Genomic DNA, 13,865 nt, shown 5'->3' on the forward strand with positions numbered 1-13,865 from the left:
TTTGGACGAATTCATTGACATCAATTTAGAGATTTGCTAATTTATATAATATATTAGCACTCCTCTTAATCGAGTGCTAACAGAGGTGAAGAGATGTTAACAAATCGGCAGTTACAAATATTGCAAGCAATCGTAGATGACTTTGTGATGTCTGCTCAGCCTGTTGGTTCGCGTCAACTTTCGAAAAAAGAAGGTATTACGTACAGTGCAGCTACAATACGTAATGAGATGGCTGATTTAGAGGAATTAGGCTATTTGGAAAAAACGCATACTTCTTCAGGAAGAGTGCCATCAGAAAAAGGTTATCGCTTTTATGTTGACCATTTACTTAAGCCTCAAGTCATTTCGACTGGCGAAGTAGCACAAATTCACTCGCTCTTTGAAAAACAAATTGTCGAAGCGGAGCAGATTATTAAAGAATCGGCGAATATCCTATCGGAGTTAACAACGTATACGACAATATTACTCGGTCCCGATGTTCAAAAGCACCGTGTAAAAAAATTCCAGATAGTTCCTTTAACAGAGGAAACAGCAGTGGCTATTATTGTGACGGATAACGGTCATGTAGAAAATCGTACTTTAACGTTACCATCGGGTTTTAGCCCGCATGATATAGAAAAAATGGTAAATATTCTGAATGATCGATTAGTAGGTGTGCCATTATATGACCTTCCAATAAAGCTTCAAACAGAAGCATTATCGGTATTGAAATCGCATATTAACGCATCTGAATCAATTGTCCGGTCTTTATTGTCCATTACTTCACAACAGAATGAGAGTAAAGTTTATTATGGTGGAAAATCGAATATGTTAAACCAGCCTGAATTCCATGACTTAGCCAAAATGAGAATGCTGATGGATTTATTTGATAAGGAAAATCAAGTTCAAACGCTATTTAATCAGGGAAACCATGGTATTCAAATTCGAATAGGTTCTGAAAACAATCATTTAGCAATGGAAAATTGCAGTGTAATTACCGCTTCCTTTTTAGTCGGTGAAGAACAGCAAGGGGCTATCGCAATTATCGGTCCAACACGCATGGATTATAGACGGGTTGTGACATTGTTGGATGTTATGACAAACAGCCTTTCCCAAGCGTTTTTCGATAAGAAACATTAGTGACCCGGTGATATTGCGTCAGCGAGTATTTCTATATTCTGCTGAATTTAAATAAATGGTTGATACTCGAGGAGGAAAAGAAGTGTCTGAAACTACAAAAACAAATGAAGAATTGCAGCAAGAAGAAATAGCTGAGCAAGAAGAGGTAGTAGAAACAGCTGAAACTGAAGAGACAGTATTAGATGAAAAAGAACAGAAAATTGCTGAATTAGAAGCGAAATTAGCAGAAGAAGATGCACGTTACTTACGTTTACGTGCAGATTATGATAATTTATCACGCCGTAGTCGCCTGGATCGTGAATCTGCAGAAAAATACCGTGCGCAAAGCCTGTTAACTGAATTATTGCCGGCATTGGATAATTTAGATCGCGCCCTTAAAGTCGAAGTAAATTCGGAAGAAGCGGCTTCATTATATAAAGGTGTGGAAATGGTGTATCAGCAATTATTAGCTGCGACTGAAAAAGAAGGTTTAGTAGTTATTCCTGCTGAAGGAGAAACATTTGACCCGAATTTCCATCAAGCGGTGATGCAAGAGCAGGATAGTGAAAAAGAATCAGGTATCATTTTACGCGAATTACAAAAGGGATATAAATTAAAAGACCGTGTTCTACGACCTTCAATGGTATCTGTAAACGAATAATTCAGTACTTTTTAGTACTAGTTATATAAATAAGGCTGTCAAAACTTTAACCTTATGTAAATAAGGTTGGTTGGACAGGATTTGTTAAACTATAAACAAATACATTCTGTTTTTTAATATTAGGAGGAAAATTAAATTATGAGCAAAATTATCGGTATTGACTTAGGAACAACAAACTCTTGTGTATCTGTACTAGAAGGCGGCGAGCCAAAAGTAATTCCCAATCCAGAAGGTAACCGTACATCTCCATCTGTAGTAGCATTTAAAAACGGTGAAAAACAAGTGGGGGAAGTTGCTAAGCGTCAAGCAGTAACAAATCCGAATACAATCATTTCTATTAAATCTAAAATGGGTACTAACGAAAAAGTTAAAGTGGATGATCAAGAGTACACGCCTCAAGAAGTATCTGCTATGATTTTACAATACTTAAAAGGTTATGCTGAAGACTACTTAGGTGAAAAAGTAACGAAAGCTGTTATTACAGTTCCGGCTTATTTCAACGATGCACAACGTCAAGCAACTAAAGACGCTGGTAAAATCGCAGGTTTAGAAGTAGAGCGTATCATCAACGAACCAACAGCTGCAGCATTAGCTTACGGTTTAGATCAACAAGACGTTGACCAAAAAATCCTAGTATTCGACTTAGGTGGCGGTACATTTGACGTTTCAATCCTTGAATTAGCTGACGGCGTATTCGAAGTATTAGCAACAGCAGGTGACAACAAACTTGGTGGTGACGACTTCGACGACAAAATCATTGCTTACTTAGTAGAAGAATTCAAAAAAGAAAATGCAGTAGATTTATCAAAAGACAAAATGGCAATGCAACGCTTAAAAGATGCAGCTGAAAAAGCGAAAAAAGACTTATCGGGTGTAACTTCTACTCAAATCTCATTACCATTCATTACTGCAGGTGCTGACGGCCCACTTCACTTAGAAGTGTCATTATCACGTGCAAAATTCGATGATTTAACTAAAGATTTAGTAGAACGTACAATCGTACCTACTCGTCAAGCGTTATCAGATGCAGGTCTTTCTGCTTCAGAATTAGATAAAGTAATTTTAGTTGGTGGTTCTACTCGTATTCCTGCAGTAGTAGAAGCAATCAAAAAAGCAACAGGTCATGAGCCACACAAAGGCGTAAACCCTGACGAAGTAGTAGCGATGGGTGCTGCTGTACAAGGCGGCGTATTAGCTGGTGACGTACAAGGCGTATTATTATTAGACGTAACTCCATTATCATTAGGTATCGAAACTATGGGTGGCGTTATGACGAAATTAATCGACCGTAACACGACAATCCCAACATCTAAATCTCAAGTGTTCTCAACAGCTGCAGACAATCAACCAGCAGTAGATATTCACGTATTACAAGGTGAGCGTTCAATGGCTGCAGACAATAAAACATTAGGTCGCTTCCAATTATCTGATATTCCACCAGCACCACGTGGTATTCCACAAATCGAAGTAACATTCGATATTGATGCGAACGGTATCGTATCAGTTAAAGCGAAAGACTTAGGTACACAAAAAGAGCAAACAATCGTTATCCAATCTGATTCAGGATTATCAGAAGAAGAAATCGAGCGTATGGTAAAAGATGCTGAAGCAAACGCTGAAGCAGATGCAAAACGTAAAGAAGAAGCAGATCTTCGCAACGAAGCAGACCAATTAGTGTTCCAAGTTGATAAAACAATTACGGACTTAGGTGAGCAAATTACAGAAGAAGAAAAGAAATCTGTTGAAGATGCACGCGATGAGTTAAAAGCTGCTTTAGAAAAAGGCGAAATCGATGGAATTAAAGAGTCTAAAGAAAAGTTAGAAGGCGTATTACAGCCGTTAGTAATGAAAGTATACGAGCAAGCGGCAGCAGCTGCACAAGCACAAGGCGGAGCTGAAGGCTTTGAAGGCGCTGCAGATGCAGGTAAAAAAGATGACGGCGTTGTAGATGCTGACTTTGAAGAAGTAAAAGACGATAAAGACAATAAATAATCAAACGTTCTATAATAAAAGCCAAAGACCGCTTGCGGCTTTGGCTTTTAAGTTTGTTGATGTCCTCTGTTTTGAAAGTAGTAAGCGTGGTGGAGCGAGGAAAAATAGAGGGAGAAATTTCCGTTATTTTATAAAAATCATTTAAAAAGCCATAAATAACGGAAGGAATTACCCTTATTAAGCTAAAAAGTAAGATAATAACGGCTTTTTTTATGAATAAGGGAAAAAATTACCTCTATTTTCTCTTAAAATAAAGGTCTTTAAGAAATAAGAGAAAAATCTTCCCTTATTTCATATTATTTCGCCAATCCCATTGAAGTAGAGGACCAAAAGTGAAGTAGGAAAGTACGCTTGAAAATACTCGATACCTTCAAGCAGTACCCCGAGAAAGCACTGGACAACATGAAATAGCAAACACTATTTATTTGATATTAAAAGTAATATAGCAAATGGTATACATCATTTTTTCAACATGCTAAAATAGACGTTATGTAAAAAGAGCGGAGAGTGAACAATGAGTAAGCGCGATTACTATGAAGTGCTTGGCCTAAGTAAAGGTGCAAGCAAAGATGAAATAAAAAAAGCATATCGTAAATTATCAAAACAGTATCACCCTGATTTAAACAAAGAAGAGGGGGCAGATCTAAAGTTTAAAGAAGTAGCAGAAGCATATGAAGTGCTGTCCGATGATCAAAAACGTGCCCGCTATGATCAATTTGGTCACGAGGATCCAAATGCTGGCTTTGGCGGCGGTGGTTTCAGTGGCGGTGGCGGTTTTGGAGGCTTCGAGGATATTTTCAGTTCGTTCTTTGGAGGCGGTCGACGCCAAGATCCGAATGCACCACGTAAAGGTGACGATCTGCAATTCCGTATGAATATTACATTTGAAGAGGCAGTATTCGGAAAAGAAACTGAAATCGAAATTCCGAAAGAAGAAACTTGTGATACATGTCATGGTTCAGGTGCGAAGCCAGGTACTCAGCCTCAAACATGTTCACAATGTAATGGTGCAGGTCAAATTAACCAAGCCGTTGATACACCGTTTGGCCGTATGGTAAACAAACGCTCTTGTCCAAGTTGCCGTGGTCAAGGGAAAATTATTGTTGATAAATGTACACCATGTCGAGGTACAGGTAGCATAACGAAAAAGAAAAAAATCAAAATTACAATCCCGGCTGGTGTTGATGATGGTCAACAACTGCGAGTGGCAGGTCAAGGTGAAGAAGGCTACAACAATGGTCCGGCAGGAGATTTATACATTATCTTTGCTGTTCGCAAGCACGAACAATTTGAACGTGATGGCGACGATATTTTATATGAACTAAACTTAACATTCCCGCAGGCTTCATTAGGGGATGAAATAGAAGTACCGACAATCCATGGTAAAGTGAAGCTGAAAATTCCAGCGGGTACTCAATCAGGAGCGCAATTCCGTCTAAAAGATAAAGGTGTAAAAAATGTACATGGTTATGGTATGGGTAATCAATACGTAATCGTAAAAGTTGTCACACCTACTAAATTAACAGAAAAACAAAAGCAATTACTAAGAGAATTTGCAGAAATCAGTGGTGACATTCCGGAAGAACAAGGTAGTTCACTATTCGATAAGATTAAGAAAAAAATTAAAGGTGACTAAGGAGTGTATTGCAAGTGAAATGGACAGAACTTTCGATTTTAACGACGCATGAGGCCGTTGATGCAGTGACGAACATTTTGCATGAAGCTGGTGCAAGTGGTGTAGTGATTGAAGATTCAAAGGAACTAGATAAAGAAAGAATCGATAAATTTGGTGAGATTTATGCACTGAATCCAGAAGACTTTCCAAAAACAGGTGTCATTGTAAAAGCATATTTATCAGCTTCAAGCTTTTTGGCGGAGACAATCGAAGAAATTAAGCTTGCAATTGCAAACCTTGTAAACTTTGATATAAATATTGGTGAAAATATTTTAACGCTTTGTGAAGTTGATGAGGAAGATTGGTCAACGGCATGGAAACAATATTACCATCCTGTTAAAATTTCCGAACGCTTTACAATCGTACCAACTTGGGAAGATTATAAACCAGTGTCAACGGATGAACTTATTATTGAACTAGATCCTGGTATGGCGTTTGGTACAGGTACGCATCCAACTACTGTTATGTGTCTGCAAGCGCTTGAAAAAGTTGTACAGCAAGGTCATACAGTTATCGATGTTGGTACAGGATCGGGTGTTCTATCTATCGGTGCTGCAATGCTTGGAGCGGAAAAAGTCCATGCACTGGATTTGGATGAGGTAGCTGTTAGAGCGGCACGTGAAAATGTGGAATTAAATAAAATGGATGCTATTGTTGAAGTATTCCACGGCAACTTATTGGATACAGTTAAGGAGCCTGCCGATATTGTAGTGGCGAATATTTTGGCTGAAATCATTATGTCATTTACTGATGATGCATTTTCAATTGTTAAACCTGGTGGACTTTATGTTACTTCAGGAATCATTGGTGCCAAAAAAGATGAAGTAAAAGAAGCGTTGGAAAAATCCGGCTTCGAAATTGAAGAAGTTCTAATGATGGAAGACTGGGTAGCGATTATTTCGCGCCGTCCTTAATTGAATTTCAGAGAACAACAGCTGTTTTGTGCAGCTGTTGTTTTTGTATAACAAGGAGTGAACACGATGCAACGGTATTTTATTGAATCACCCGGAAATAAAGAAAATGAATTTATTGTAACAGGTGAAAATGCACGTCATATTAGTAAAGTAATGAGGATGACAGTAGGGGAAGAAATCATCATTGTCCATGAGAATGTAGCAAATATATGTGAAATTGTTGAGATAGATCAGGATGTACGTGTCAAAAAGACCGGACAAACAATTCCATCACCGGAAATGCCCATAAAGGTGGATATCGCATGTGGGTTGCCAAAAGGGGATAAACTGGAGCTGATTGCACAAAAAGCGACGGAACTAGGGATGTATGCAATGATTCCGTTTGCGGCAGAGCGCTCTATTGTGAAATGGGATGCTAAAAAAGCGAAAAAAAACCAAGAACGCCTGCAGAAAATTGCGCAGGAGGCTGCGGAGCAATCACACCGGACACATATACCACAAGTTGAAGAGCCGATAAGCTTTAAACAGCTTATACAAAAATTCGCTAAGTATGATGCGATTTTTATTGCAGATGAAGAAGATGCTAAATTAGAAAACCGGACGAGCTTTAAACAAAAGCTTCAATCGCTTAATACTGATGAGGAATTACACATTCTTTGTATTTTTGGTCCGGAAGGTGGAATTTCCCGCAATGAATCAAAGGTACTGATCGAAGCTGGTGCACAAACAATGTCACTCGGTCCTCGTATATTGCGAACAGAAACAGCGCCGTTTTATGCTTTATCAGCAATTTCCTATGAATTTGAATAAAACGAAGGGATTGATTTGAAAGGTAACTTTCGAATCAATCCCTTTTTGTATGTATGGATTAGTCCTATTTGATTAATTTTATCTCAAATTCGAAATTTTTACTTGTATAATTACGTTTAATAATTGTACAATGTTTGTATAACATTGTAGCTCTTTTAAAGGTGATGGATATATTAATAAAAGTTAAAGGTGAAATATCATGCTATAAGTCATTATTTCAACAGTTAATATTCAAATAAAGTAATAGGGCAATGAAGGAAGTTGCTAACGTTGTACAACAATTAATTATTTATTTTAATCATTGTCCAATGCTTGGAATAAAAGGAGGCAGTAGAGATGAAAAAAATTGCAGTAGTAGGTGCTGGACCTGGTGGATTAGCGGTAGCGATGTTGATGGCACATAAAGGTTATGACGTAACAATTTATGAGAAACAGGCCTATGTAGGTGGGCGTACAAGTGAAATTAAGCTTGGTGAATATAAATTCGATATGGGACCTACATTTTTGAACATGCTATATATAGCGGAGGAAATATTCGAATTAACTGGACGGAATATAAACGATTATGTGGATTTAATTGATTTAAATCCAATGTATCAGTTGATTTTCCATGATAAAAAGATCAATATGACGCGTGATGCAAACGAAATGATTCGTCAAATCGACGAACTTTTCCCAGGAAATGAAGGTAGCTATGAACGTTATATGGAGCGTACTCAAAAGAAGTTGGAAGTTCTCGCGCCTGTTTTACAAGCCCCTATGAATCGACTGACAGATTTATTGAATCCTAAAGTGATAAAAGCTGCGGGAGAATTAGAAATCGGTAACTCGCTTGTAGATACATTGTCAAAGTTCTATAAAGATGAAGATTTGCAGCTTGCCTTTACATTCCAAGCGAAGTATTTGGGGATGTCTCCGTGGGAAAGCCCGGGTGCCTTTTCGATCTTATCGTATATAGAGCATGCATTCGGTGTTTACCATATAAAAGGCGGTATCAATAAATTAACGGACGCGATGGCAAAAGTCGTGACTGAATTAGGTGGGAAAATCCATCTTAATAGCGGTGTGAAAAAATTGAAAGTAAGCGGGAAAAAGGTGACAGGCTTACTGCTTGAGGATGGTCAGGAGATTGTAGCGGATGAAGTTATTATTAATGGGGATTTTGCCAATGCAATGACTAGATTAGTAGAGCCAGGCGTATTAAAAAAATATACGCCTGAAAAATTGGAGAAGAAGCAATATTCATGTTCGACTTTTATGCTGTATTTAGGTGTGAATAAACGTTTTGATCTTCCGCATCATACAATTTGGTTTGCAAAAGACTATCGTAAAAATGTAGAGGAAATTACGAAATCAAAGCTATTATCTGAAGATCCTTCAATCTATATTCAAAATGCAGTGGTTACAGATGAAACTGTAGCTCCGGAAGGGAAATCGACGCTTTATGTATTGGTACCTGTGCCTAACAATACAAGTGAAATAGACTGGACGAAAATAGCTGCACCTTTCCGTGATCTAATTTTAAATATGATATCAGATAAATTGGGGATTACGGATATTAGAGAATATATTGAAGAAGAGCGTATGATTTCGCCTATAGACTGGGAACGAGACATTCATGTTTATAAAGGGGCAACATTTAATTTGGGGCACCAGTTATCGCAAATGCTTGTATTCCGTCCACGCAATAAATTTGAAGAGCTTGACCATTGTTGGCTAGTAGGTGGGGGCACACACCCAGGAAGCGGCTTGCCGATTATTTTGGAATCTGCCCGTATTACAGCCAACGGAATATTGAAAGAACATAAACAGCCGCTTCATCCAGTTAAGCCGTTACCGAAAGTCGAACACTATAAACCGGTACAAAAAGATAAGGATCTAGCCCATCAGCCAGCAGCAATTCAAGTAAATTAATACCGAATTTTTTGGAACTTTTAATTGTATAATACGTATTACAATGTATGCAATTAAAGGAGGCACAATAATGTTTAAAAAATTTGCTTCAGATGCTTTAGGCTTATCTGATATTGGTGTAGTTATTTCAAGGGAAGATTTTGACAAGACAGACGCAGATGATTTTATTTTTAATGAAATGGATGAAAAAATCTATTTTCTTATTAAGACGAAAGCAGATGAATATTGCTTTACAAACTATGCATTAATTCACGTAGATGGTGCTAATGCAATTAGTAAAAAGCGTATGCTGCGTCGCTATGACTATGAGTATTTCGCTCTTGATGAAGTGTTGTTGGAAACGGCGGGTACAATTGATTTAGACGTAGAAATTAAATTTGTCATCGGCAATATTCCTTTGAGCATCGATATTCATAAAAAGTATTTAACTGAAATAAAGGATTTATATAAAGCGCTTCATGCTATATCAATGGAACAAAAAGCGAATTCCTTCAATATGGATGCGGCAAAACAGAGTCTGAATTTGGCAGCTTCTTCACTAGGGCGTACAGGTGCTGACGGGGTTTCTCCGGCAGTTGCTTTTAAAGAAATTACGTCATTTTCACACAGCTGGCTCATCGATCAAAAGAAAGCATTTGTAAAAAAAGATTTTGGAGATGTTTTCGAAAAATACATTAATAACTAAAAGTAGAAGCGTGCGGTATTCAATACTGCGCGCTTCTACTTTTTGCAGGAATTTATAGGCTCCGTAATATGGGGACGGTTTTCTAATAAAATTCCACTTGATTGATTGGTGGGCTACGACAAGACAGCGCTAAAGCCACGTGATACATTTCTTTATCGTGAATTTATGTTTGCGAAGCCCACCAATCCCAAAATTTTTAATCTCGTTATAAAGTGGTGGAATAAAAGCTGTTTTTCAGTACACCCCTAAAATAAAGGGAGATTTTACTGTTATTTGAAATATGTAGCTCATTTTAGGGTAAATAAGGGAACGTTTTACCGTTATCTTAAATAAATTCCTGGAATTTTATGATTTTTAGGTCAATAACGGAAATTCCTTCCCTTATTTTCATCATTTTTTAAGTTATTTTAAAAATAACGGAAATTCCTTCCTCTATTTATCTCATTACACAATTCAATCTACAAAAGCTTTGGAGCCACGCCGCCTGGAATGTCTGCCCCGGAACGTCGGCGCTCAAGGTTACAAAAGTAATCAATTTTATAATTTAAGAGTAGTTATCATGTAAAAAGACTTTTAAGATGAAATGCGCATTTTAAAAGTCTTTTTCTATGCGCAAATTATTAAACATGAAGGTTAAAAAGATAGGCTTTGCATAGCGTTTTGTGCTATTATAAAACACGTTGATATTTTATCTGCAGTAAGCTAATTGAAGACTATGCCACTGGCAAATTGATAAGTGTAACCTTGAAAGGATGATATAAATTATGAGTTACGAACGTACTAAAACCGTATCTCTACATACATTAGGGTGTAAAGTTAACCACTACGAAACAGAAGCTATTTGGCAATTATTTAAAGAACAAGGATATGAGCGTACAGAGTTTGATCATCAGGCGGACGTTTATGTTATTAATACATGTACTGTAACGAATACAGGGGATAAAAAGTCCCGCCAAGTTATTCGCCGTGCAATACGCCAAAATCCGGATGCAGTAATTTGTGTTACAGGCTGTTATGCACAAACATCACCAGCTGAGATTATGGCCATTCCAGGTGTTGATATTGTCGTAGGTACACAGGATCGTGATAAAATGCTTGGCTATATCGAGCAATACCGTAATGAACGTCAGCCAATTAATGCTGTACGTAATATTATGAAAAATCGTGTGTATGAAGAGTTGGACGTACCAGCATTTACAGACCGTACGCGTGCATCGCTTAAAATCCAGGAAGGCTGTAACAACTTCTGTACATTCTGTATCATCCCATGGGCGCGCGGGTTAATGCGTTCACGTGATCCGGAAGAAGTTATTCGTCAGGCACAGCAGCTAGTGGATGCGGGATATTTGGAAATCGTCCTTACAGGTATTCACACAGGAGGATACGGACAAGACTTCAAAGACTATAACCTAGCACAGCTGTTACGTGACTTGGAAGCACAAGTTAAAGGCTTGAAACGTTTACGTATTTCTTCAATTGAAGCATCTCAATTAACGGATGAAGTGATTGAAGTACTGCAAAACTCTGAGATTGTAGTAAACCATTTACACATTCCGATTCAATCGGGTTCTGATACAGTATTAAAACGCATGCGTCGTAAATACACGATGGAATTTTTCGCAGAACGTCTTGAGAAACTGAAGATTGCTTTACCGGACTTAGCTGTTACGTCTGACGTAATCGTAGGTTTTCCAGGTGAAACGGAAGAAGAGTTTATGGAAACATTTAATTTCATTCGCGACCATAAATTTTCTGAGCTTCACGTATTCCCATACTCACAGCGTACGGGTACACCTGCTGCAAGAATGGACGACCAAGTGGATGAGGAAATCAAAAACGAACGTGTTCACCGTCTAATTGCATTAAATGATCAATTGGCAAAAGAATATGCGTCTCGTTTTGAAGGTGAAGTGCTGGAAGTTATTCCTGAAGAGCGCTTTAAAGATGGGGACAATGAAAATCTTTATGTTGGTTATACAACAAATTATTTAAAAGTTATTTTTGAAGGCAATGAGAACATGGTAGGTCAGCTAGTAAAAGTTAAAGTTACAAAAGCAGGCTATCCATATAACGAAGGGCAATTTGTTCGTGTTATGGAAGAGTTGTTAAATTAAATAGATAGGGTTGTATAGAAGTGAAAACTTTTATGCAACCTTTTTTTATTGTACGCAAAAGTTTTAGTTTGTAATTTCCAGCATATTATATAATACGTGTCCAAAAGATTTCTTAGTTTTATTGCTATTGGCATATTCTAATTAAAAGCGGGTATTGGTCATTTATGATGGACGGGAGATGGGAAATGGGACAAGAGTTTTCAAAAGATCAGTTGACGAAATTATCTATCGTAGAAATACCGGACGGGGTAATTGGAAACATACATCAATTCAAAAATTTCGATCCATCAAGAATTCTACACTATGAGTTGAAAGAGGACTGTTTATTAATTTATATGGAAGAGTGGGTTAGGTTGGAGGCAATTAATGAATTTTCTGGCACAGTTGAAGATTTTCGCAATGAGGTAGAACGGGGGATCAGACCGGAAGTAGAGGCTTTTGAATCGTTTGAGTACAATGAAGATTTATCCGAACTTAAATTTACAGTGAAACGGGATCTATTTGAACAGGACATTCTAGCCGAAATGCTGGAAATAAGTATAGTAGAGGATGCCATTAAATTTCAAATATATAGTCGTAAATCTATCGGTGTTCAAGTATATTATCTTGATGACAAGACGAAGCTAGTATTTGAGCAACGGTTTTATCCGGAATCTAGATAAAGAAGGTGAAGCAATTTATATGAAATGGATATGGATGCTTGCTATGTTATTTGTTTTATATGGTTGCACTGAGGAAAAAGTAGTTCAAACCGAATTGGAACTACCAACTGTAGAAGTGAATATACCTCCAGAAGTGGCACGTCAATATGGATCGCTGAATATTGAATATAAGGCTTCGGAAGTTCAAAAGACGATACAGCCTGATGGGGTTGTTTCTTTACAGATGAACGAGCGGCAACTTAGTGAAATTTCTCAACAGACGCAGCAGTTTCTTGAAGAATATAAAGAGGTAAGCGGAAAGAGTTCAGGCGATGGAGTGATTAGTATTACGTCAAATGACACGTACTCGGAATGGGAGATTACTTTATCGGACGATTCGATTATGCAACAAGAAGCATTTGATTTGGCACAAGAACATTTAGTAAAAAATATTTTAACTTACCAATTGGCGAATCGACATCAGCCTGAATTGAGAATCCGGTATTTGCAGAGCTCAGGTGAACAATTGGATGAGAAAATCATACGTACAGAATTTGCCTATTCCGATTAATAATTTGAATTGTATGATAATTTAACTCAAATAAAATACATGCTAAAATAGTAGATGTACGGACAACTAAAGAAATAGTAAAAGGAGTAATGATACAATGACTCAAAATTATGCGGTAATGATCGATCATACTTTATTAAAAGCTGACTCTACAAAAAACCAGGTAGAAAAAATCTGTGCAGAGGCGAAACAATACGGCTTTGCTTCAGTATGCGTGAATCCAACATGGGTAAAATTCAGTGCTCAACAATTAGAAGGAACTGAAGTAAAAGTATGTACAGTTATCGGTTTCCCATTAGGAGCTACAACTTCGGCGGTAAAAGCGTTTGAAACGAAAGACGCGATTAAAAATGGTGCCGGTGAAATTGATATGGTCATCAACATTGGTGCCTTAAAAGATGGTGACTTCGATTTAGTGCGTGAAGATATTAAAGCAGTAGTAGATGCTGCAAATGGTACTTTAGTAAAAGTAATAATTGAAACTTGTCTTTTAACGGATGAGGAAAAAGTAAAAGCATGTGAATTGGCAGTTGAAGCAGGTGCTGATTTCGTAAAAACTTCAACTGGCTTCTCAACAGGTGGAGCAACAGCGGAAGACATCGCTTTAATGCGAAAAACAGTTGGCCCGGACCTTGGTGTGAAAGCATCTGGAGGAGTTCGTAGCTTGGAAGATATGCAAAATATGATTGATAATGGAGCCACTAGAATCGGCGCATCATCAGGTGTTGCAATAATGAATGGATTAAAATCAGATTCTAATTACTAAATAGATAGTTTTTGTTGACTCTTT

Annotated in this window: 12 protein-coding genes; all 12 read left to right on the forward strand. The window is 37.6% G+C overall.

Annotated elements, in window-relative coordinates; genetic code table 11:
- Positions 1-93 precede the first annotated feature (93 nt).
- The 12 genes from hrcA (at position 94) to deoC (ending at position 13,841) form a co-directional block, all read left to right on the forward strand.
- Complete coding sequence (hrcA, locus tag H9632_RS02075; RefSeq protein WP_191702457.1) at positions 94-1,119, forward strand: heat-inducible transcriptional repressor HrcA; 1,026 nt, start codon at positions 94-96, stop codon at positions 1,117-1,119.
- 82 nt (positions 1,120-1,201) lie between these two features.
- Complete coding sequence (gene grpE, locus H9632_RS02080; protein WP_318247657.1) at positions 1,202-1,759, forward strand: nucleotide exchange factor GrpE; 558 nt, start codon at positions 1,202-1,204, stop codon at positions 1,757-1,759.
- 138 nt (positions 1,760-1,897) lie between these two features.
- Positions 1,898-3,751 carry a molecular chaperone DnaK gene (dnaK, locus tag H9632_RS02085; RefSeq protein ID WP_191702459.1) on the forward strand — a complete coding sequence of 618 codons (1,854 nt, stop codon included), beginning with the start codon at positions 1,898-1,900 and terminating at the stop codon, positions 3,749-3,751.
- Between the two features lie 514 nt (positions 3,752-4,265).
- Entirely contained in the window at positions 4,266-5,387 is a 1,122-nt protein-coding gene (dnaJ, locus tag H9632_RS02090) for a molecular chaperone DnaJ (RefSeq protein ID WP_191702460.1), read from the forward strand.
- Positions 5,388-5,401: 14 nt separating this feature from the next.
- Positions 5,402-6,340, forward strand: a complete 939-nt coding sequence (gene prmA, locus H9632_RS02095; protein ID WP_191702461.1) for a 50S ribosomal protein L11 methyltransferase — start codon at positions 5,402-5,404, stop codon at positions 6,338-6,340.
- Positions 6,341-6,406: 66 nt separating this feature from the next.
- A complete protein-coding gene (locus H9632_RS02100; protein WP_191702462.1) occupies positions 6,407-7,150 on the forward strand; it encodes a 16S rRNA (uracil(1498)-N(3))-methyltransferase in 744 nt (247 codons plus the stop codon).
- A 336-nt stretch (positions 7,151-7,486) separates the two neighbouring features.
- Positions 7,487-9,064, forward strand: a complete 1,578-nt coding sequence (locus H9632_RS02105) for a phytoene desaturase family protein (protein ID WP_191702463.1) — start codon at positions 7,487-7,489, stop codon at positions 9,062-9,064.
- Between the two features lie 70 nt (positions 9,065-9,134).
- On the forward strand, positions 9,135-9,749 hold the full coding sequence (locus H9632_RS02110; RefSeq protein WP_191702464.1) for a PH domain-containing protein: 615 nt from the start codon (positions 9,135-9,137) through the stop codon (positions 9,747-9,749).
- A gap of 764 nt (positions 9,750-10,513) precedes the next feature.
- Entirely contained in the window at positions 10,514-11,863 is a 1,350-nt protein-coding gene (gene mtaB / locus H9632_RS02115) for a tRNA (N(6)-L-threonylcarbamoyladenosine(37)-C(2))-methylthiotransferase MtaB (protein WP_191702465.1), read from the forward strand.
- 185 nt (positions 11,864-12,048) lie between these two features.
- A complete protein-coding gene (locus tag H9632_RS02120; RefSeq protein WP_191702466.1) occupies positions 12,049-12,525 on the forward strand; it encodes a hypothetical protein in 477 nt (158 codons plus the stop codon).
- Positions 12,526-12,544: 19 nt separating this feature from the next.
- Entirely contained in the window at positions 12,545-13,075 is a 531-nt protein-coding gene (locus tag H9632_RS02125; RefSeq protein WP_191702467.1) for an adenylate cyclase, read from the forward strand.
- A gap of 97 nt (positions 13,076-13,172) precedes the next feature.
- On the forward strand, positions 13,173-13,841 hold the full coding sequence (deoC, locus tag H9632_RS02130; protein WP_191702468.1) for a deoxyribose-phosphate aldolase: 669 nt from the start codon (positions 13,173-13,175) through the stop codon (positions 13,839-13,841).
- Positions 13,842-13,865: the final 24 nt, after the last annotated feature.

This window comes from Solibacillus merdavium (genome assembly GCF_014836935.1).
Classification (GTDB): domain Bacteria; phylum Bacillota; class Bacilli; order Bacillales_A; family Planococcaceae; genus Solibacillus; species Solibacillus ferritrahens.